Here is a 21,784-nt window from a genome sequence, read left to right as displayed (position 1 = left end):
TTATCTTTAGCGTGCTGTTAACGTAAGATCAGTGTCCGGATTTACGATTAACAGCGTTGGGTAATTATTGTGTATAAGCTTCTTATTTTTGACTGGGATGGCACCGTTATCGATTCAGCGGCACGGATCGTTTCCAGCATGCAAAAAGCAGCGCGTGATCTGCAACAACCCGAGCTCAGCGATGCCGCTGTCCGCAATATCATCGGCCTGGGGTTGCCGGAAGCGATTCAGGCACTGATTCCCGGTGTCGATAATGCCATTATCCCGTTGATGCGCGAGCGCTACGGTTATTATTATCTGGACGCTGACGACACCCCGACTGCGTTGTTTCAGGGGGTTGAACAGACCCTCAGTAATCTCAAGCAGAAGGGTTATCGACTGGCCGTTGCCACCGGTAAAAGTCGTCGGGGGCTTGACCGGGTGTTCGCCGATACCGGTCTTGAATACCTGTTTGAAACCTCCCGCTGTGCTGATGAAACCACTTCAAAACCCCATCCTCATATGCTCGAAGAGATTCTTCAAGAGACCGGACTCAACCCCTCTGATGCCGTTATGATCGGTGATACGGAATTTGATCTGGAAATGGGTGTCAGAGCAGGGATGGATACGATTGCAGTCAGTTATGGCGCACATCATATCGACCGGTTAACACAATATAATCCAGTGCTGATCATGCACCAATTCCCAGACCTGGAAGACTGGTTAGCCAAAACGTCATCGAATCATTAGTTAAACAACATACATTATTGCTAAATCTATTAAGGAGAACTGCGTGGGCTCAAATCCCTGGGAAGCTGAAGACAGCAAGGAAACGGAAGCAGCAGCAAAACCGCACGAGAGCAAAACAAAAGAGTGGCGGCTGATTGAGAAAACCATGATGGGGCTGCAGAAAGAGCAGCGTGCGGCCCGTCGCTGGGGCATCTTTTTTAAGCTACTGACCTTTGGTTATCTGTTTGTCATCCTCGGCATCTATCTGTTTGCAGATACCTTCACCCCGGATATGGACGAAGGTGGTGAGCATACGGCGGTCGTGCAGGTGAAAGGTGTGATTGCCGACGGTGAAGACGCCAGTGCTGACAATATTATCGGTGCGCTGCGTAGAGCCTTCGATGATGAAGGCACCAAAGCGGTCATTATGCGGATAAATAGTCCTGGTGGCAGCCCGGTGCAGTCGGGTTATGTTTACGATGAAGTAAAACGTCTGCGGGCACTGCACCCGGAGAAGAAAGTCTATGCGGTTATCCTCGATATCGGTGCATCAGGGGCATACTACATCGCTGCCTCTGCTGATGAGATCTATGCGGATAAAGCCAGCTTAGTGGGCTCTATCGGTGTGGTATCGTCCGGTTTTGGGTTTGTCGATCTGATGGAGAAAGTCGGGGTTGAACGGCGTAACCTGATCTCCGGCGAGAATAAAACCTTCCTGGATCCATTCTCACCGTTGAAGGATAAAGACCGCGCTTTCTGGCAGACCGTGCTGGATACCACCCATGAGCAGTTTATTGATCAGGTGCGTAAGGGTAGGGGTGATCGTCTTAAAGAGAACGATCAGCTGTTCAGTGGTCTGGTATGGACCGGCGAGCAAGCGCTGGACCTGGGCCTGATTGACGGCCTAGGCAGCAGTAGTTCTGTGGCCCGGGATATTGTCGGTGTTGAAACGCTGGTTGATTACACCCCCAAAGGTACGCCGCTGGAGCAACTGATCGACCGGCTGGGGGTTAGCTTTGGTAAAACCATCGCCACTCAGCTGGGTCTGAACGGTTCAGTGCAATTGCGCTGAACAGTACAGCGCTCGACTAAAGCGCGAATCTGAAACTCAAGGCTGGCAGAGCAATCTGCCGGCCTTTTTGTTGTCTGTATAACCCTATTATTATGCGAATGTGTTCATCATGGCCTAAGCTGGATTTGTTAACTGCCCATCTATTCTTTTCAAACCTATCACAGGAACAGCTTAATTGTTCGGCGGACAGGATATCTGACTGACCTGGAACCGGCCTGTCACAGTCTGCACTGGATGTCAGCGTATATCACAGAAGAGTGTATTGAATCCTTGGCGCAATACCGTTGCGCTAACGTTTCTTAGCTATATTCGCTGACATCAACAGAACACCGGTTTTACTTATGGCGACCCATACCTGTTTCGTGATCCCGGTGGTCATGCATATTCATAATTATTTACACCCATACTTAGTTTCAGACAAAGGGGTAAACCGCATGAGAATTGCTAAAAATGATATCGACGTAAAAATGGAAATTCCCGGTGCTGTGATTCGTCAGCAAACCGGGTTCGGTGACGCCACCGGCCTGGGGGAAATCAGTGGAGAATTTTTCAGTCTATCGGCCGGGGTGGATACCACACCTCTATTTTTGGGCCTGGATGGAAATATGTGCCAGTGTCCCCACTGGGGCTATGTGATTCAGGGCGAACTGACCACCACCGATGGCAATGGACAGCAAGAGACCGTCAGTGCCAATGATCTGTTCTACTGGCCTCCGGGCCACAATGTAAAGGTCACCGCCGATGCAGAGATTGTGATGTTCAGTCCCCAGGATAAGCACAGCCATGTGATCAGTCATATGATTGAGAAGGTGAGTGGCTGAATTCACAGGTTCCTGTAAGGTGTTTTAACAATTGTTGATTAAGTTCTGCATACTTAAATAACGCCTTCATAGAGTCGCATACGTGTTTCAGAAGGGCGCTACGCAGATACTGGTAGCAAAACCTTAAGATAAATCCACTTACCACAGAGGACACAGAGAAAAGCCATAAAACACCGATATAAGATCTCTCTGTGCCTTCGGTGTTCTCTGTGGTGAAATTAAAACCAGCCGTTGGGAAGCTTGAACATTCAATAATGTGTCGATGGTTTGTTCGGGCTGAAACAGAATCGTAATCTTCAGCTGCATACGTAGATTCCCTATCAGCGGGATGCTTAGCAGACTGTTAGGCGGCCGATAAACGAAAGTATCGATGCCTGATATTCGACAAAGAGTATTAGCTGCAAAAGGCCTGACCTGACCCCGTTGGATCTTCGGCAAATAGAAACAAACGGAGCTATACTGCTCAGGCTATGAATAGCATACACAGTCTTGAATCAGATCGGTCAGCAAACAGGGAAAGGTAGGCCAACCTGAGATCCAAACCACTTAGCATCAGTTTCGGAGGGTGGTTTGTTATCAGGTATAATCCCATCACATTCCGTGAAAGCACTTAGGTTGACTGACCACTTTGGTCAACAGAGATATTTGTTAACCGTTTTCCTATGAGATCTATGCTCTTCTGATGAATAATCTTCCTGCTCAGGTTGTCGAGAAAAACGGAAATCAGCCCGACCCGGGCATCAAACCGGCTAGTGCCCTGGTCAGGTTCATGGTCGTTATAGTGGTTCTATATACCCTCTATTTGGCGAAAGCCCTGTTTATGCCATTGATGGTTGCGCTGTTTTTCTCTCTTTTTATGAGTCCTTTGGTTACCAGTCTACAGCGTGTTCGTATCCCCCGGGCTATCTCTTCCATTGTGCTCATTACACTGCTATTGGTTCCAGTCACCTTGCTTGGTATGAGTTTGGTTGAGCCCGTAGCCAAGTGGGCTGAGCGAATCCCTGAAATATCGGTTTATGTCTCCGAAGAACTGAACGCTATTGAACAGAGTTTAATGCCAGAAAAGGGCAATAAAGCGCTGGCAGAACCCTCAGGTTTTTTCGGCTTATTTAAAGGTCAGGAAGTGCCTGCGGAGAGTGGTCAGAGTACTTCGCTCTCTAAAACAGTGATGATGGGCGGAGTGCAAGCGGGCATGTCCCTGTTAGGTGTTGCACCTCAATTGATGGTTCAGTTTCTGACCGTTATTGTTGTAACTTTGATGTTGTTAATTTTTGGACCAGCATTATATATAGCGGTAGTGACAGAGCTACCCATGATTAAAGATAAGCCTGCAGCGATGCTGTTAATTACGGACACACAGCGCGAGCTATCCCGTTACATTTTCACTGTGGGGATGATAAATACTTTGCTAGGTTTTTGTGTTGGAACTGCACTCTGGGGTATTGGTGTAGAGGATGCTGTGCTTTGGGGGGTGATGGTTGGGCTATTAAATTTCGCACCCTATATAGGGCCGTTGGCCGGCATGGCTATTCTCTGTATAGCAGGACTGATCCAGTATGATTTCACCGGAATGGCAATGCTTCCAGTACTGATTTATTTCTGCATAAATTTATTAGAATCACAGTTTGTAACGCCGATGGCCTTAGGATACAGATTTCATTTAAATCCGTTGATTATAATACTCTGGGTGATCTTTTTAGCCTGGCTTTGGGGGGCTGTTGGCGTACTCCTGGCGGTGCCATTTCTGGTAAGTGCGAAATTGATTGCCAGGCATGTTCACCCCTTAGGCCCCTGGGTAAGAGTAATGGAAACTCGCTTCTGACGTATCGGTTGCGAATCAATCAATGCGGTCTATCCATAGTGTAAAAATCCTGCTCTTACGACACAACCCATAGTCTCAGTTAAAGGGGCAAGCCCTTTTCCCCAAATATGATCTCTCTGTCCTTGGTGTGCTCTGTGGTGCGAACAAAATCAGCCGTTGGAAAGTTTGAACGTTAAGCCGTGTGTTGATACGTTCTAGTTGCTCTGGTTTTAGAGATAGAAGCTTCTTTACCACCGAGGACACAGAGAACACCGAGGAAGGGCAAAAATGCAAGCATATGATCTCTCTCTGTGCCCTCGGTGTCCTCTGTGGTGAAATTATAACCAGTCGTCCGTTAAACGGTCTGCCGAAGAGTTCGGTTTGTTCAGGTTTGGTAAACCTTTAAAGACAGATAGTTGTCAGCTCGTAGACACCTGATAGCCACACATGATCTCTCTCGGTGTTATCTGTGGTGATAGCAATATGAGCAGCCGGAAAATATGAACGTTAAACACTTTATCCATGAGTTCTGGTTGTTTGGGCTTAAACAGGCATATGCCTCAATTTTTGGTGGTTTCCTGTTGGGGGTGATGATTGTTACCCGTCTCTGGTATCCGTTAGAAAGCCTGCACCGCTATGATTTTATCTTTCTGGCCGCCATTGCGTTTCAGCTGTTTCTGTTAGCCTTTAAGCTGGAAACATTGCGGGAATCGGTGGTTATCATTGTGTTTCACCTGGTGGCGACGCTGATGGAGCTATTTAAGACATCGGATGCTATCGGGTCCTGGGTGTATCCCGAAGAGTATCTGTTTGGCATTGGTAATGTGCCGTTGTTTACCGGGTTTATGTACAGCGCGGTGGGCAGTTATATCGCCCGGGTCTGGCGAATCTTCGAGTTTGAGTACTCCTGTTATCCGTCAAAATTGATGACGGTACTCCTGGTTATCCTTGTCTATGCTAACTTCTTCAGCCATCACTATATCTGGGATATGCGCTGGCTGTTGCTAGGGGCAACCGTTGTGCTGTTTTATAAGACAGAGATCTATTTCAAAGTCCGGGTAACCCACCGGAAGATGCCGATTCTGCTCGGTTGGTTTCTGGTGGCACTGTTTATCTGGTTTGCTGAGAATATTGCCACCTATGCCAATATCTGGATCTATCCCAATCAGGTTAACGCGTGGCAGATGGTGTCCATCGCGAAGCTTAGCTCGTGGTTTTTGCTGATGTTGCTCAGTTTCGTTCTTGTCTCGATCATCAATACAGTGCGAATACGCACCCCCGAGGCCCGAGTTGTATCTTTAGCCGACTCTGGTGCTGCCGTGACGCATAAACCTGATTAATCGGTCAGCGCCGGTTTTTGTGGCAGCACCGGTTGTTTCGGCGTAGATTCGCAGGGGTTGGCTGTAGCGAGTTAGTTTCACTGGTCTAAAATGAAAATCACTTTTCGCAGGTGCTGGTTAGTATTATGAGCTATACGAATGACAACGCCGGCAAGACGCTGGAGCCTTTTGGAACGCTGCTGGGATATGCCCCCGGTGGCGTGCCTGCTTATTCTTCAGATTACGATACCGCGTCAGATATTGAGTACCCGAAGCGCACCGCCTATCGCAGTTATTATGATGGCGTTTATATGGGCTATAAGTGGCAGTGTGTCGAGTTTGCCCGCCGCTGGATGTACATCAATAAGGGCTATATCTTCGATGATGTCGCAATGGCCTATGATATTTTCGAACTGCGCACGGTGCGGGATGTCAAGGCAAACGCGCTGTTGCCTTTAAACGCCTTCACCAATGGCAGCCAGCGACACCCGGTTGCGGGCTGCCTGCTGATCTGGAAGGAGGGGGGCGAGTTTGAAGATACCGGTCATGTGGCAATCGTGACCGATGTGACTGCCAATTATGTGCGCATTGCTGAGCAGAATGTCGGTCATGGACGCTGGCAGGAGGGCTGTTATTATGCCCGTGAACTGAATGCTGTCGTTACCGATGATGGCGAATACTGGATTACCTGTTCCTACGGTGATGCTGAAATACTCGGCTGGATGATACAGAGTGAGGATGACGCCTATGCCGAACCAACCCTGAAACCTGACCCTCAATTAAACTGTATCAAAACTCGTCGGGTTGATAGCGCCGCTACAAAGAAAAAGTCGTGGCTGAATATAGCCAACAGTGACGAAGCGGCCTTTGTCAAAGTGATGGGGGGGCATTTTCTCACAAGCCAGCCATCTGAACAGGATCGTTATCTGGTGCTGTCCCGCAGTACACAGCAGCGCCTTGAACATGCGAGTAACGAACTGCACGGGCTGTTTATGCACGCCACTGAATATGTGCTCTCGGATGACCAGCTTCTGGCAAAATTCAATCTGCCCGCTGCGGTGTTGCCGAAAATTCGCCAGTCGTGGGATAACCGCCTGAATGAGGTGATTACCAGCCGTTTTGACTTTGCCCTGACGCAAGAGGGCTTGAAGGTTTACGAGTATAACTGCGACTCCGCGTCATGTTATATGGAAGCGGGTAAAGTGCAGGGCAAATGGTTGAATCATTTTGGCGCTCGGGAGGGTGAGGATGCCGGTAAAGATCTGTTCGCTGACCTGGTACGGGCGTGGAAAAAAAGCCATGCAAAAGGGCTGGTACATATCTTACGGGATGATGATCCGGAAGAGATTTACCATGCACTGTTTATGCAGGATGCCATTCGTGCCGCAGGACTGAAAAGCAAGGTGATCTCCAGGCTTGAGGGGCTGAGCTGGGATGCAGATGACAACATCATTGATGCCGATGGCGAACCGGTTCTGTGGGTCTGGAAAACCTGGGCCTGGGAAACCGCGCTCGATCAGATCCGCGAGGAGTTTGAAACCAGTGATGCGGATGATCAGCCCGAGGTCTATGAGCCCGGTCAAAAACGCGGCAAGCCATTGGGTTTATCGGATGTGCTGTTTCACAACAAGGTGATGGTGTTTGAACCGCTCTGGTCTCTGATTCCCAGTAACAAGGCGATTCTGCCTGTGTTATGGTCGTTGTTTCCTAACCATCCACTGCTATTGAATGCTTCGTTTGAACTGACCGAAGAGCTGAGGTCTGGTGGCTACGTAACCAAACCTATCGTCGGCCGCTGTGGTGCCAACATCTCACTGTTTGATAAAGACGCTGAGCTGCTTGAGTCGACCGCAGGTAATTTTGCTGAGCAGGATAAAGTCTACCAACAGTTTTTTCCGCTGCCCGGGATCGAGGGCTTTTACACTCAGATCTCTACGTTTATGTCTGCTGGTGTGTACTCTGGCAGTGGTATGCGAGTAGATCTATCAAGGGTGATCAACAAAGACAGTGACTGCCTGCCGTTGCAATTTGTTTCTGACAAGCAGTTTTTATCGGACAGCCAGGCTTAACTTAAAGCCTTCAGCGAAATAACTGCTTCAGAGATCAGGCTTTAGTGGCAAAATATGACAGAATCAGATGATTCTAACCCGGTCAGAAATATCATTTTTACGGCTGTGTTTAACATAAGGGCTTGTTATGAATGTGGATAAAGCACGAAAACGGATCGAAAAACATGTGAAGAAGGGGTTTAAGGGGTATCCACTGATATCACTCGCGTATTCCGGGGAGACTATCGACTGTGCCACCCGGGTTGCGATTCAGTTTATTGCCGAAGAGGGCGCTGAACCTCAGGAACAGTCGTTTGTTGCTAAAACCGATGTCCGCAAAGATGAGGTCATTCAGACTACGCTGCTAAAAATCATTGAACGGGCTGAGGCAAATACGGTCACTGAAATAGAAGGTGTTTCTCTTATATCGTAAACCGTGGCAGGCCTCAAATAATCAAACGTGAACTGCCTCACAACAAATCAAACAGGATGTATGAACATGACAGGAATCTATCTTCAGCCTACGCTGACAGGAAAAATGATAACTCTGCGCCCGCTATTGGCAGAGGATTTTGATGCCCTGTATGACGCTGCATCCGACCCGATCATCTGGGAGATGCATCCTGATTCATACCGTTATGAGCGTGATATTTTTGAGCAACGTTTTTTTAACAGTGCTATCAGCAGTGGCGGTGCGCTGGCTATCATTGATAACAGCTCTGCCCGAATGATCGGCTCATCCCGCTATTATGACTGGAACCCGGAACTGCGCGAAATTGCCATCGGTTTTACCTTTATCGAACAGTCGTATTGGGGCAAAGGTGTCAACACCGAGATGAAAGCGCTGATGCTGAATCATATTTTTGAGTATGCAGATACCGTCTGGTTTCATATTGCGGAGGAGAATATCCGCTCGGTCAAAGCCGCTGAAAAGCTTGGGGCAAGCTACTCTCATAAAGAGAATAAAGCAGTTGAAGATAAGCCGTTTGTGCAGCTGTATTACAAACTCACACAGCCTGCATATCAAAAAGCGTGCGGTGCGTAAAAAGTATAAATGATCAATTCACATAATTCAGGGTGAACAGTATGACCTATCCAATCCAGGGTTCTTGTCAGTGCGGAGGCGTAAAATATCGTCTTTTAAACGCGCCAACGGCGATTATCGCCTGTCATTGTAAGGCGTGTCAGAAGCTTTCAACCAGCGCCTTCAGTATCACAGCGATGGTGAACGCTGCAGATATTGAGTTTGAAGGTGAGATGGCCGAATGGAGTCGCTTAGCGGACAGTGGCAATACCAACGGCGCTAAATTCTGCCCGACCTGCGGTAACCGGATCTATCATTTCAATCCTGAGCAGCCGGATAAGATTAAACTCAAACCCGCTAATCTGGACGATACCAGTATTATCAAGCCTACCGCCCATGTCTGGGTGAGTGAAAAACAGGATTGGTTTACTATCCCGGAAGGTGTGAAAGTCTTTGATAAGCAGGCATAAAGCGGTGGTAAATACCGCTTAAACAGCCCGCTAAAGAGTTGTCGCTCATTAGCGGGCTGCTGATCATCCCGGCTCCACGTTTTTAGGAAAGATTGAATCTCTCTGATAACAGAGAACAGATAGCCGGTCGGGCTGCAAAGATACTCACGTCGTAACTTATTTCTGTCAGTATCTACTCCTGTCAATTACTTACCAGTGACCGTAGCGGTTCATATCATATACTCCGGCTTCCAGCGGATTGGTTGCCTGCATATAGTCTCTGAAACTATGAAATACCTGCCAGAATTGCGGGTTCATCCGTCCGACTCCCCAGCGCTGTACAAACTGGTCAAATGATCGCTCTGAATCAATGTTGCTGAATGCTGTGACAAAGTCATCCAGTTGTGACTGGTTAAACTGCAAAATCAGGTTGGGATAACTGCCCACCGGCTCTGGCAGAATGGTCAGAGTATCGAGGTCTTCCTGATACCGTAAAGATTCCCCCAGCAGATAAGCAACACTGCTGTGACGGCGGTTGCGCAGCAGGGTGTAGGCGAGAAAAGGTTTTGCATCCGACAGGATGCTATCGCCCAGATCAGGGTTGATACGCACAAAAGTGACCTCAGGTAACCATTTGATGCCCGCCAGTTCCGAGGCGGGTTTGGCCGCGATCCTGCGTAAAGCGACGTTTGCCTGAGCGTCCGGTGACAGCGTTAGCGGGTCATCACAACTGTTACAGCGGTTGATGCTATCCTCTGCTTCGGTCAGCGCCGGGTACTTGTGCATCAGCGCCTGCAGAAACTCCTCTTTAGGCTTGATACTGGTATAGATGATGTCACTGGGTGTCTGGCTATCCAGATCGTGATAGGTGATTTTCGCCTTAATTTTTGCAGTGGACTGATACCAGTCTGAATAGATTGCCTGGCGTGAGGCAGCGGGCATGAAGCGCAGAAAATTAGTCTCAGACCCGTTACGGATCAGATCAAAATAGAGTCGGGTCTGTGCCTGATGGGACACGCTGCCAAACACATCGAAGTTAACGACCAGCTCATAATAGGTTCTTTCCAGCAGTGGGTAGCCCATTACCCAGGCGGTAAGGGGTATCTCTCCCTGCCAGCCACTGGTTACCGATGCGCTGTTGTGATGGCGGAATACGGTTAAGAAGGCGTTGTCGTTGGATTGATCACCATCCCAGATCTGTTGCAACGCTGCGCCGGTTGGGTATGCCTGCTGATAGGCTTTTTGGCGCAAGTCCAGATAGGTGTTGCGGTCATTATTATAATTAAACCACTGGCTGCCAAAATCCAGCAGCGAACTTTTTTCCCCCGGCAGGCCGAGGTAGTCATTCACTGTTGACTGATATTGGGTATTGTTGCTGTAGAGTTCGAACTCAGGGTCTTCAAACATCACCCAGAACTGATCGCGGATAACGTTGGTGGCGATCTGTCCGCGACACACCGGGCCACGGATAAAGTTTCTGACAAAAAATCGGGCATCATCCAGCAGAAAGCGGTATCGCAGTTTTGCGGGAATCGCCGCAAAGGTTATAAACGGATTAGACCTTTCCTCATAGCCATAACCCGGCAGTTTTTCGACATCCCAGTCCGCGCCGAAAAATAGCTGCTGGTAGTGCTCAAGTCTGTCGGCATCAAAACGGTAGGTGATATGTGTTTTGTGGACGATGGTGCCGGGCAGCGCTATCAGCCGATAATAAAATGGCTGCTCAGAATTTTCGTTAGGCCGCACCGTGGGCACAATCGCAGGCTTTTCTCCCGGGGGGGTAAATGAGCGTATCAGTTGGTAAAACGCTGGGGTGACGGTGTCGGCACTGTCAGGCTGAGTCGCGCTGCTCAGATACAGGTGCCCGAGAAACAGGTGTTCATAAAGGTAGCGGGATAACAGTCTGGTACGTTTGTCAGGCTGGTTTAGCCAGGCCTCCCAGCGGTCGATCATCAACTGTTCTGCATCACTGATAACGGGCGCTGGAACGTCGATTTTGGCACCCTGTTTTAGCCAGGTCGCTAGTGTTTGATACTCTTTCTGATCAAGACCGGAGACGGCCAGTGGCATCCCTCCATGGGGGAACTTTTCGGCATAATCATTAAATTCGCCCGGGGCAGGGCAAGAGTTAACCCGGTCAAAGCCGAGTTGAATATTATCCGGCACCCGGACGTTAGCAGGCAGCGGGTTGTTGTGTCCCAGATCCAGCATCTGTTGCATCAGGGGGCGTGTGGTTTTATCCCCTTTGTGACTGTATTCGGACAGTACTGAATAGAACTCTTTTTGACGCCATTCCTGCGTTGTCTGGGCATCAATATAAAGACGGGTCGGTGTAGCATCCTTGAGCCTGCCGCCGTCATACACCTTAAGTTTTGAGGCACCACGTTCAACACCGTGCCATGATTCCATCTTTAGCTGGCAGGGCGCATCGTAACATGAGTGGCATGCAAGGCATTTAGTGTCCAGGATGGGTTTGACGTTGTTTGAAAAACTGTAGGTTTGGGTCTCTGCAATAAGCCGAGGTTTAACCTGCTCCTCCTGATGCTGATAACCGGGAAATAAGAAGACAATGCTGGCGGCAATAATAACGCTGGCGTAGATTCTTCCCTGTACTGGTTTTTTCATGCGTTATTTTATGCCATTCTGATTGAGCAGACAGGTTAACAAATACCGGTATTACTTCAACAGGTTATCATGGCGTTTAATTTCACCAAGCTTATTTTCATCAAGTTTACTTTCATGAAGCTTAGTTTCCATGACAATTAGATTATCTGCTGATGAATAAAGCCAATAAGGTCTTCAAAATAGGTATGATCTGTATTTGATGTTAAAAAGATATGAGTTGTACTGAGCTGCTTATGGATAGATCCATTTTCTGGATCTACCTTCACGATGACAGTATTCAGGGCTCAGCCGTTTCAGGAGTCATATGAGTCACAATCACAGCCATCCCCATGGGCACAGCCATCAGGTTGCCAATTATAATCGCGCCTTTGCGATCGGTATTGCGCTGAATATCATTTTTGTTGTGATTGAGGTGATCTATGGCTCACTTTCTGAATCCCTGGCACTGATTGCCGATGCGGGGCATAACCTGAGTGATGTGTTCAGTCTGTTACTGGCATGGGGGGCAAGTTATCTGGCCCGCAAAGCGGCTACCGAAAAACGCACCTACGGTTTGCGTAAGGCAACCGTCATGGCGTCACTGGGGAGCGCAATTCTATTGCTTATTGCCCTTGGCGGTATTGCCTGGGAGGCGTTTGGTCGCTTTAGCAATCCGACTCCGGTTGAGGGCATGACAGTGATTGTGGTGGCTGCTATCGGTGTCGTCATCAACACGCTGACGGCACTGCTGTTTTTCAGCGGGCAGAAAGATGATCTGAACATTAAAGGCGCTTTTCTGCATATGGCAGCCGATGCAGTGGTCTCCCTCGGGGTGGTGATCGCTGGCCTGTTTATTCTGTTTAACGGCTGGCTGTGGATCGACCCGGTAATCAGTCTTATCATCGTTGCTGTTATTCTGGTGGGAACCTGGGGATTGCTGAAAGACTCGATGAACTATGCGCTGGACGCTGTGCCTGACAGCGTTGATATTCCTGCATTAAAGCAATACCTCAACGGTCTGGATTCAGTCGAACGTATTCATGATCTGCATGTCTGGCCTCTGAGTACAACAGAGATAGCGCTCACCGTTCATCTGGTTGTCAGTGATAGTAAGCCCGATAACCATTTTCTGCGTAACCAGCAGCAACACCTTCATGACCATTTTGGTATAGACCATTCTACGATTCAGATTGAATCCGCCAAAGAAGAACAACGTTGCATGCTGGATAATCGTCATAGTCATGAACACTGCTAAGTTTTTGTTATCTTCTTAAACAGTACAAAATACTGTACTCAATTGCGGATCATTGATCTGGCTGGCGGGTGTGAGTGTCTGACGTTTCCAGGGAATAAATCCCATAAACCAGCAGCGCCAGAATCTCACTGAAGCCTGGGGGTTTTCCTGCAGCAGTTGCTCCAGTGTTTGCGCCTGACCCAGTTCAACGCCTAAGGCATCTTTATACACCAGATGGACAAACTTAGAGCAAAACTGGCGATCTGATTCAAAGTCGAACCCCAGATGGTACAAGCTGGTCGGCAGTGTAGCGGAGAGTTTGTCGGCCGATTGTTTCAGCTGCTCTATCTGCGTTACTGAGAGTGGCTGTTTCAGTCGGCGTACCATCACTTCACCGTTGCAGGTGCGGCTGAGAAATTTACCTAAAGGGGTTTTACTGACAACAGGCACCTTACTTTCGATGACCATCCATTGGTTATTTTCTTTTACCGCGAATCCAACATGAGAGCACCAGCTACCAGTGCCTTTAGCGACTTGTTTATACAGCAAGGCATCGATGGAGATAAACAGAATGTCACCTTCCTGTAGGGTAGAAGCGACCTGTTGTTCCAGTGTGTTAAGGTTAGTGTTTTTCATGTTCAACTCCGTGATTACCTGTTTCGATGGAGTTGATTCTGTAAGATGAGAGATGTTTTATAAACTGAGTGATGAAAAGTATCGTATTTTGATACTTAGCGGTTTAGATAACGTTGACTCCCTGGTTTTCCAGCATTCTGATCAGGCGGATCAACGGCAGGCCGATCAGGGTATTAGGGTCATCACCTTCGAGTTTCTCAAACAAGGCGATCCCCAGTCCCTCCGATTTAAAGCTACCGGCACAGTTATAGGGCTGCTCAGCCTTAAGGTAGTTCTCTATCATGGTGGGGGTCAGTGTTCTGAAGTGAACGTGGAAGGGGATTACGTCGGTTTCACAGTCGCCGGTATTACTGTTTAGTAGAGACAGGCCGGTCAGAAACGTGATCTTTTGGCCTGAGGCATCCGCCAGTTGACGAAAAGCAGTTTCATAGCTGCCTGGTTTGCCGATGGTTGCACCATTAATGATCGCCGTCTGGTCAGATCCGATAATCAGAGCATCAGGATAGTCTGACTGTAGTGCCCTGGCTTTCTGTTCTGCCAGTCGGGCAACGTATTGTCGGGGCGTTTCGGCTTCAAGGCGGGATTCATCAATATCAGGAGAGACGGCTTCATAAGGGAGGTTTAGCTTGTCCAGAATTGCTTTTCTGAAAGGTGAGCTGGATGCCAGAATTAGCCGGGTCATAGCTGATTTTCTCCAAAATGGTACAGGTTGTGATAAGTTGCAGATATTAGCCTGTTTTTTTCGCTTTAAAAGCCTTATTTCCTTTGACAGACTGGTTTTTGATCCCTAGAATTGCGCGCTTATGTCGAACGCCCCATTACCAAAGAAAATTGACCCGCGTAAGCTTGCTGATCGGGGAGTACGGATTGAAGGTGACGCCGAGCTGGCGCTGCTGCCGAATCTGGTCACAATGCTGACTGATTCGCAGGGCAAAGTCTCTGTTGATCTGCAGTTTGATATTGATGAACTGCGTATCCGTACAATTAAAGGCACTGCCGACGCTAAGGTTTATATGGCCTGTCAGCGCTGCCTTGAGCCAGTTGAGATCGACATCGAAGCGAAGTTCAATTTGGCTGTTGCTCCGACTGAGGAGCATGCGAAGAATCTACCCAAGTACTACGATGCTTTAATCGTAGCGGGAGATGATCTGGAGTTGTTTCCAATGGTGGAAGAGGAGTTGATTCTATCGCTTCCGATTGTGCCATATCATGACGACTGCAGTGTGCAGACTTCCTTCGGTGACGTGGCTACGACTGACAATGAAACTGATAAACCGAACCCTTTCAGTGTATTAGCCTCACTGAAGGCTGATAAGTGAAATAGGAGCTATATACCCATGGCAGTACAAAAGAGCAAAGTAACTCGTTCACGTCGCGGACAGCGTCGTTCACACGATGCACTGGGCAACCCAACTCTTTCCGTAGACGCAACTACTGGTGAAACTCACCGTCGTCACCACGTAACTGCTGACGGTTTCTACCGTGGTAAGCAGGTTGTTGCACAGCAAGACGACGAGTAAGCTTGTCTGATAGCATTTGCATCGCGGTTGACGCGATGGGCGGGGACTTTGGTCCCCGCGTTGTTATTCCCGCATCTGTTGACGCTTTAAAGCGCCATCCCCGACTGACCCTTCAAGTTGTTGGTCAGCAAGATATTCTTGCTCCTCTGCTCGCTAAATCCCTGAAAAACGTTTCTGATAAATCCCTGGCGTCCCGTATCAGTATTGTTAATGCTGAAAATGTTATTGCGAACGATGAACGGCCCTCTCATGCGTTGCGTAAGCGTGCGGATACTTCGATGTTTCGTGCTATTAGTCAGGTGGCTGACGGTAGTGCGCAGGCCTGTGTCAGTGCGGGTAATACTGGTGCGTTGATGGCGCTGGGGCGTTTTACACTTAAAATGCTGCCTGGAATTGATCGTCCCGCTATTATTACCGCAATACCTTCGGTTAACGGGATCAGTTATATGCTTGATCTCGGGGCGAATGTTGACTGCAGTGCTGAGCATCTGTTGCAGTTTGCTATCATGGGATCGGTGATGACGCGTGCGGTTGAAGGTATCTCAGAGCCACGCATAGGGTTGTTGAATGTCGGCGCAGAAGAGATTAAGGGCAACGAGCAGGTGAAGCTGGCATCGCGCCTGATACGTGAGCATGGCGGTCTGAACTATGTCGGCTTTATCGAAGGCGACGAAATTTTTACCGGCAGGGTGGATGTCGTGGTATGTGATGGTTTTGTCGGCAATATTGCTTTGAAAAGCAGTGAAGGGGTGGCGCGCCTGATCGGTCGGCAGTTGCGGACAAGTTTTAGTCGCTCCCTGTTGCGCAAAATCATGGCGATGCTCGTGAGCCCGGTGCTGGAAGAGATTCGTGAGCATATCGACCCGGCGCGCCGCAACGGCGCAAGTCTTCTCGGGTTGCAGGGGATTGTGGTTAAAAGTCATGGTTCTGCAAACCGTCAATGCTTTGGTTATGCGATTGATCAGGCCGTGGCAGAGGTAAGTATGGATGTTCCGGGCAGTATTAATCGCCAGCTTGAATTACACGTTAGTTGAGTTTTGTGGGAAATGTTTGATCTATAAGACAAACGTTTTAATTCATAGCGAATCCTGTAAACTACGATCTTTAAATTGTTATGCGTTTATCTGTAAATTGAGGTAACAATGCCACAACCCCTCGCGTTTGTTTTTCCTGGTCAGGGCTCTCAGCACCTGGCTATGCTGGCTGAACTGGCCGCTGAACACACTATTATTCAGGAAACCTTTGCTGAAGCATCAGAAGTGCTGGGCTATGATCTATGGGAACTGACCCAGAACGGTCCTGAAACCGACCTGAATCAAACTGACCGCACTCAGCCAGCACTGCTTACTGCAGGTGTGGCTTTGTGGCGTCTGTGGCTGCAGCAGGGCGGTGCACAGCCTGCCATGATGGCAGGACATAGTCTGGGTGAATATACTGCAATGGTTTGCTCTGGCGCTATTGGCTTTAAAGATGCAGTTAATCTGGTTCGCTTGCGTGGTGAGTTTATGCAGCAGGCGGTTCCGGCAGGTACCGGTGCGATGGCCGCTATTCTTGGGCTGGCAGATGATGCAATTCAGGCAGCCTGTGATGCGGCTGCCGGAGATGAAGTGGTGTCCCCGGTTAACTTCAACTGCCCTGGGCAGGTTGTTATTGCGGGCAATAAGGCGGCTGTAGAGCGTGCCATCGAAGGGTGTAAAGAGGCCGGTGCTAAACGGGCTATACCTTTGCCGGTCAGCGTGCCTTCACACTGTGTGTTGATGAAGCCAGCGGCTGAGCAGATGGCGGCTGAATTAAAAAATATCGACATCCAGATGCCTTCAATTACAGTGATTCAGAATTTCACTGCAAAATCACCTGCCAGCGTCGATGAATTGATCGATAATTTGCTGGCGCAGCTTTACAGTCCGGTTTTATGGACAGACTCTGTACAGAATATGATTGAACAAGGCATTGAGAGCACTATTGAGTGTGGCCCCGGTAAGGTGCTTTCTGGTTTGAATAAAAAGGTTCAGCGCACCCTGGCGGTTGCTGCGATTAATGACCCTGCGGGTCTTGAGAAAGCGCTCAGCGCTTAATCTCTGAAACAAAGGAAAAAGATTATGAGTATCGAAGGCAAGGTTGCACTGGTTACCGGTGCTACTCGGGGTATCGGTAAAGCGATCGCGCTGGAGCTGGGTCGTCAGGGTGTTGTGGTTGTGGGTACTGCGACCAGTGAAAACGGTGCAGCGTCTATTACAGAATATCTGCAGCAAGCGGGCGTCAGCGGTACAGGATTATGCCTGGATGTAGGTTCAAATGAATCCGTTGATGAAGCGCTCAAAGCGATTCAGGATCAGTTTGGTGTGGTGACGATCATCGTCAATAATGCAGGTATCACCCGCGATAATATCATGTTGCGGATGAAAGAGGATGAGTGGGATTCGGTTCTGAATACCAATCTCAAGTCTGTCTATCGGGTGGTAAAAGGCTGTTTGCGCGGCATGACTAAAGCGCGCTGGGGTCGTATCATCAATGTTTCATCCGTGGTTGCTTCAATGGGTAATGCAGGACAGGCAAACTATGCCGCCGCGAAATCAGGTATGGAAGGCTTCAGCCGGGCACTGGCTCGTGAAGTGGCCTCCCGCAACATCACTGTCAACTGCGTTGCCCCCGGTTTTATCGATACGGACATGACCAGCGGGTTGCCGGAAGAGCACAAGGAAACGCTGCAAAAACAGATCCCTATGGGACGTTTAGGACGGCCTGAAGAGATCGCTGCGGTTGTTGGTTTTTTAGCCAGCGATGCAGGCGGATACGTCACCGGAGACACGATCCATGTCAACGGCGGCATGTATATGTCGTAAAGATTTTCCCTAGGGAATTGTTTTTTTTGCAAAAGTGTTGATAATGAGCCGCAGCTCACTGGAGAAATATCGCCGTCAGGCTTGATCCATAGCGGCGGATTCTAATAAAATCCCTGTTCACATCTTCGGGTGTGGATGTCGATAAATAATAGGAAGAGTTATGAGCAACATCGAAGATCGCGTAAAGAAAATCATTGCTGAACAGCTTGGTGTGAAAGAAGAAGAAGTGACTATTGACGCTTCTTTTGTTGAAGACCTGGGTGCAGACTCTCTGGACACTGTAGAGCTGGTTATGGCTCTGGAAGAGGAATTCGAAACTGAAATTCCTGATGAAGAGGCAGAGAAGATCACGACTGTTAGACTGGCAATCGATTACATTAACGCACATCAGTAATCGACTCACCCAGATTGCCGAGAAGCCGCAACTATAGTGATATAGTGCGGCTTTTCTTTTGTTAGACCGGTAAACCAGGAGGATTTGATGTCTCGCAGAAGAGTCGTTGTTACTGGTATGGGGATGCTGACCCCGGTAGGTAACACTGTCCAGGAGACATGGACCAACATTCTTAACGGTAAAAGTGGTGCAGCTGAAATCACTCACTTTGATGCTACGCCGTTTGGTACCCGTTTTTCCGCGCCTGTTAAAGAGTTTGACCTTAGTGCTTATATGAGCCCTAAGGATGCGCGCAAAATGGATCTGTTTATTCAGTACGGTATGGTCGCTGCGATCCAGGCAGTTGAAGATGCCGCGCTTGAGGTGACAGAAGAGAATGCTCCGCGTATCGGTGTAGCCATCGGTTCAGGTATTGGTGGTTTGCCCATGATTGAGGCGACCCACGATACTCTTAACAAGAGTGGTCCGCGGCGAATTTCACCGTTTTTTGTGCCTGGCAGCATCATCAATATGATTGCTGGCAACCTGGCGATCAAATATGGCTTCAAAGGGCCTAATATTGCGATCACTACGGCTTGTACAACCGGTACTCATAATATTGGTTTTGCAGCCCGAATGATTCAGAACAGTGATGCCGACATTATGGTTGCCGGCGGTGCTGAGATGGCAACGACACCTTTAGGTGTGGGCGGCTTTTCTGCTGCGCGGGCGCTATCAACCCGCAATGATGACCCACAGGCAGCCAGTCGGCCATGGGACAGAGACCGTGATGGCTTTGTTCTGGGTGATGGTGCCGGTGTTATCGTGCTTGAAGAGTACGAAGCTGCTAAAGCCCGTGGCGCTAAGATCTATGCTGAGCTGGTAGGTTTCGGCATGAGTGATGACGCGTACCATATGACCTCACCTCCGGATGACGGTGCTGGTGCTGCGATGTCGATGGCCAATGCAATTAAAGATGCGGGTCTTAATCCGGATCAGGTTAATTACATTAACGCGCACGGCACATCTACACCTGCGGGTGATATTGCCGAGTCCAACGCTGCTAAGCTGGTGCTGGGTAATGCTGCCGGAGATGTCCGTATGAGCTCGACTAAATCGATGATCGGCCATCTGTTAGGGGCTGCCGGTGCGGTTGAGGCGATCTTTTCGGTATTGGCGATCCGCGATCAGGTGGCTCCGCCAACCATCAACCTGGATAACCCGTCAGACGGGTGTGACCTGAACTATGTGCCTCATACAGCTCAGGAAGCGCCAATTGAAGCGGCGGTATCCAACTCTTTCGGCTTCGGTGGTACTAACGGTACCCTAGTATTCCGTAAGATCTGAGTATACGGGCGTACTTAGCGTGCGCCCGTTCTCTTTATGACGCAAAATATCCTTATAAACGGCCTATCTGAGCAGTCTCTTCCGGCGAACGATCGGGGGCTGGCGTACGGTCACGGCCTGTTTGAAACGATAGCGCTGAATGGTTCTCAACCCGTCGCCTGGCAGGCTCATCTCGCGCGCCTCAAAGAAGGCGCTGCCCGTATTGCTATTCCATTGCCGGATAATATCGATCAACTGCTTGAAGAGGATCTGTCTTGCCTGCTTGCTCAACAGAGCTCAGACAGAAGTTCTGATAAAAGTTCTGACATAAGTTCTGAGCAAGACCACAGTGTTCAACGTCAGGTGCTGAAAATTACGATTACCCGTGGCTGTGGTGGACGTGGATATGCGGTCGATGACACGGTTTCGATTAACCGCGTTGTTCAACTCAGTGCTTTTCCTCAATACCCGGATAATCCCGCTGAGAATGGCATTGTGGTCAGGTTATGTCGGACTTCTTTAGCGTTAGCACCCCAGCTGGCCGGTATTAAGCACCTCAACCGTCTTGAGCAGGTTTTAGCCCGTGCTGAGTGGCATGATGTCAGTATCCGCGAAGGACTGGTGCTGGACACTGAGGGCTTTTTGGTGGAAGGCACCATGAGTAACCTGTTCTGGTCACAGGGCGGAGTTCTGTATACCCCACAATTAGACCGCTGTGGTGTGAATGGCATCATTCGGCAACGTATTATCAGTATTGCCTCGCAGCATGGTATAGCCCTGCATCAGGGCTTGTTTACCCCTGAGGTGCTGCTTGTTGCTGATGAAGTGTTTGTTTGTAACAGCATCATCGGCATATGGCCAGTCACCGGGACTGTTTTGCCTCAGAATCAACGTCCTGAATGGCTGGTTGGTCCGATCACCAGGATGCTGCAGTCTCAGTTGTCCGCTGAAGGAATCTATTAGTGCGTAAAGTTGTTGTCTCTTTTGTCATTACTCTGGTTGTTGTTATTGCAGCGGCCTACGGCGGCTGGCGCTCGTTACAGTCCTATCTGGACACCCCCCTGAATCTGTCTCAGTCACACACGATTATGGTCGAGCAGGGGAGCAGTTTTGGTCGGCTCGCCAGTCAGCTCGCCGCTGAAGGGGTGATGGAAAAGCCGGACTGGTTTGCGTTCTTCATCCGGTTAAAGAAAGTCGGTCACCTGCTGAAAGCGGGAGAGTATGAGATTGTTCCCGGCACAACTCCCCGGACGTTACTGGTTCAGTTGGTTGAAGGCAAGATTATTGCCTATAACTTTACAATTATAGAGGGCTCTACTTTCAAACAGTTAAGAGAGTCTCTTAAAGCAAATAAGCAGATAAAGCAGACGCTGGACAGCAAAACAGATATCGAGCTGATGACTTTGCTCGGACTTAAAGATACTCATCCTGAGGGGATGTTTCTGGCGGACACTTATCAGTTCCACCGGGGCATGACCGATTTTGATCTGCTTAAACGTGCTAATGCTTTACTGCAATCTGAGCTCGATAAAGCCTGGCAGACTAAAGCCGATGATCTGCCATACCAGTCCGCTTATGATGCCTTGATTATGGCGTCCATCGTTGAGAAAGAGACAGCGCTGAGCTCGGAGCGTCCCGCTATCGCCGGTGTTTTTGTAAAGCGGCTAAAACAAGGCATGAAAATGCAGACCGATCCGACGGTCATTTATGGCATGGGAGATCGTTACAAGGGTAATATTACCCGTGCTGATCTTCGTCGACCCAGTCCGTACAATACTTACACTATCAGTGGGCTGCCTCCGACGCCGATAGCGATGGTGGGGCGCGAAGCGATTCAGGCGGCGTTACACCCTGAAAATAACAAGTGGCTCTATTTTGTCGCCAAAGGTAATGGCAGTCACCAGTTCTCGGCAACCCTGGCAGAGCACAATAAAGCGGTCAGGGAGTACCAGTTACGCCGGCGCAGTGATTATCGCTCCAGTCCGGGCCAATAATACCGGTAATCA

The 21,784-nt window shown here is 49.1% G+C and carries 22 protein-coding genes; 19 read left to right on the top strand and 3 right to left on the bottom strand.

Annotated elements, in window-relative coordinates; translation table 11 throughout:
• Window positions 1–69 precede the first annotated feature (69 nt).
• The 9 genes from Q0499_RS20120 to Q0499_RS20080 all read left to right on the top strand — a co-directional run bounded on the left by Q0499_RS20120 (window position 70) and on the right by Q0499_RS20080 (window position 9,263).
• Window positions 70–729, top strand: a complete 660-nt coding sequence (locus Q0499_RS20120) for an HAD-IIIA family hydrolase (protein WP_299203481.1) — start codon at window positions 70–72, stop codon at window positions 727–729.
• 43 nt (window positions 730–772) lie between these two features.
• Complete coding sequence (sppA, locus tag Q0499_RS20115; RefSeq protein ID WP_299203479.1) at window positions 773–1,780, top strand: signal peptide peptidase SppA; 1,008 nt, start codon at window positions 773–775, stop codon at window positions 1,778–1,780.
• Between the two features lie 434 nt (window positions 1,781–2,214).
• On the top strand, window positions 2,215–2,601 hold the full coding sequence (locus tag Q0499_RS20110; protein ID WP_299203476.1) for a cupin domain-containing protein: 387 nt from the start codon (window positions 2,215–2,217) through the stop codon (window positions 2,599–2,601).
• 682 nt (window positions 2,602–3,283) lie between these two features.
• Complete coding sequence (locus Q0499_RS20105; protein WP_299203473.1) at window positions 3,284–4,423, top strand: AI-2E family transporter; 1,140 nt, start codon at window positions 3,284–3,286, stop codon at window positions 4,421–4,423.
• A gap of 479 nt (window positions 4,424–4,902) precedes the next feature.
• Entirely contained in the window at window positions 4,903–5,742 is an 840-nt protein-coding gene (locus Q0499_RS20100; RefSeq protein ID WP_299203471.1) for a DUF817 domain-containing protein, read from the top strand.
• A 125-nt stretch (window positions 5,743–5,867) separates the two neighbouring features.
• On the top strand, window positions 5,868–7,790 hold the full coding sequence (gene gss / locus Q0499_RS20095) for a bifunctional glutathionylspermidine amidase/synthase (protein ID WP_299203469.1): 1,923 nt from the start codon (window positions 5,868–5,870) through the stop codon (window positions 7,788–7,790).
• Window positions 7,791–7,917: 127 nt separating this feature from the next.
• A complete protein-coding gene (locus tag Q0499_RS20090) occupies window positions 7,918–8,202 on the top strand; it encodes a hypothetical protein (protein ID WP_299203467.1) in 285 nt (94 codons plus the stop codon).
• A 66-nt stretch (window positions 8,203–8,268) separates the two neighbouring features.
• Window positions 8,269–8,814, top strand: coding sequence for a GNAT family N-acetyltransferase (locus Q0499_RS20085; RefSeq protein ID WP_299203465.1), 546 nt, complete (start codon window positions 8,269–8,271; stop codon window positions 8,812–8,814).
• Between the two features lie 41 nt (window positions 8,815–8,855).
• Window positions 8,856–9,263 carry a GFA family protein gene (locus Q0499_RS20080; protein WP_299203463.1) on the top strand — a complete coding sequence of 136 codons (408 nt, stop codon included), beginning with the start codon at window positions 8,856–8,858 and terminating at the stop codon, window positions 9,261–9,263.
• A gap of 189 nt (window positions 9,264–9,452) precedes the next feature.
• Here the strand turns inward: Q0499_RS20080 and Q0499_RS20075 are convergent, their stop codons facing one another.
• Window positions 9,453–11,867, bottom strand: a complete 2,415-nt coding sequence (locus tag Q0499_RS20075) for a fatty acid cis/trans isomerase (RefSeq protein WP_299203461.1) — start codon at window positions 11,865–11,867, stop codon at window positions 9,453–9,455.
• Window positions 11,868–12,171: 304 nt separating this feature from the next.
• Here Q0499_RS20075 and Q0499_RS20070 point away from each other — a divergent pair, with 304 nt between their 5' ends.
• Window positions 12,172–13,101 (top strand): cation diffusion facilitator family transporter, encoded by a 930-nt coding sequence (locus Q0499_RS20070; protein ID WP_299203458.1) that lies wholly within the window; start codon window positions 12,172–12,174, stop codon window positions 13,099–13,101.
• Window positions 13,102–13,116: 15 nt separating this feature from the next.
• Here Q0499_RS20070 and Q0499_RS20065 read toward each other — a convergent pair whose 3' ends face one another.
• Entirely contained in the window at window positions 13,117–13,716 is a 600-nt protein-coding gene (locus Q0499_RS20065; protein WP_299203455.1) for a YiiX/YebB-like N1pC/P60 family cysteine hydrolase, read from the bottom strand.
• Between the two features lie 103 nt (window positions 13,717–13,819).
• Complete coding sequence (locus Q0499_RS20060; RefSeq protein ID WP_299203453.1) at window positions 13,820–14,398, bottom strand: nucleoside triphosphate pyrophosphatase; 579 nt, start codon at window positions 14,396–14,398, stop codon at window positions 13,820–13,822.
• Between the two features lie 121 nt (window positions 14,399–14,519).
• Here Q0499_RS20060 and Q0499_RS20055 point away from each other — a divergent pair, with 121 nt between their 5' ends.
• The 9 genes from Q0499_RS20055 to mltG all read left to right on the top strand — a co-directional run bounded on the left by Q0499_RS20055 (window position 14,520) and on the right by mltG (window position 21,772).
• Entirely contained in the window at window positions 14,520–15,035 is a 516-nt protein-coding gene (locus Q0499_RS20055; RefSeq protein ID WP_299203450.1) for a YceD family protein, read from the top strand.
• Between the two features lie 18 nt (window positions 15,036–15,053).
• Entirely contained in the window at window positions 15,054–15,236 is a 183-nt protein-coding gene (rpmF, locus tag Q0499_RS20050) for a 50S ribosomal protein L32 (RefSeq protein ID WP_299203447.1), read from the top strand.
• A 2-nt stretch (window positions 15,237–15,238) separates the two neighbouring features.
• A complete protein-coding gene (gene plsX, locus Q0499_RS20045; protein ID WP_299203444.1) occupies window positions 15,239–16,270 on the top strand; it encodes a phosphate acyltransferase PlsX in 1,032 nt (343 codons plus the stop codon).
• Between the two features lie 108 nt (window positions 16,271–16,378).
• On the top strand, window positions 16,379–17,311 hold the full coding sequence (gene fabD / locus Q0499_RS20040; protein ID WP_299203441.1) for an ACP S-malonyltransferase: 933 nt from the start codon (window positions 16,379–16,381) through the stop codon (window positions 17,309–17,311).
• A 24-nt stretch (window positions 17,312–17,335) separates the two neighbouring features.
• Entirely contained in the window at window positions 17,336–18,079 is a 744-nt protein-coding gene (fabG, locus tag Q0499_RS20035) for a 3-oxoacyl-ACP reductase FabG (RefSeq protein ID WP_299203438.1), read from the top strand.
• Window positions 18,080–18,239: 160 nt separating this feature from the next.
• On the top strand, window positions 18,240–18,473 hold the full coding sequence (acpP, locus tag Q0499_RS20030; RefSeq protein ID WP_126160046.1) for an acyl carrier protein: 234 nt from the start codon (window positions 18,240–18,242) through the stop codon (window positions 18,471–18,473).
• Between the two features lie 87 nt (window positions 18,474–18,560).
• Window positions 18,561–19,799, top strand: coding sequence for a beta-ketoacyl-ACP synthase II (fabF, locus tag Q0499_RS20025; RefSeq protein ID WP_299203433.1), 1,239 nt, complete (start codon window positions 18,561–18,563; stop codon window positions 19,797–19,799).
• Window positions 19,800–19,835: 36 nt separating this feature from the next.
• A complete protein-coding gene (gene pabC / locus Q0499_RS20020) occupies window positions 19,836–20,741 on the top strand; it encodes an aminodeoxychorismate lyase (RefSeq protein ID WP_299203430.1) in 906 nt (301 codons plus the stop codon).
• Window positions 20,741–21,772 (top strand): endolytic transglycosylase MltG, encoded by a 1,032-nt coding sequence (mltG, locus tag Q0499_RS20015; RefSeq protein WP_299203427.1) that lies wholly within the window; start codon window positions 20,741–20,743, stop codon window positions 21,770–21,772. The genes pabC and mltG overlap by 1 nt, the downstream gene beginning before the upstream one ends.
• Window positions 21,773–21,784 lie beyond the last annotated feature (12 nt).

This window comes from uncultured Amphritea sp., assembly GCF_937127095.1.
Lineage (GTDB): Bacteria > Pseudomonadota > Gammaproteobacteria > Pseudomonadales > Balneatricaceae > Amphritea.
This window is presented reverse-complemented; position numbering and strand designations above follow the sequence as displayed.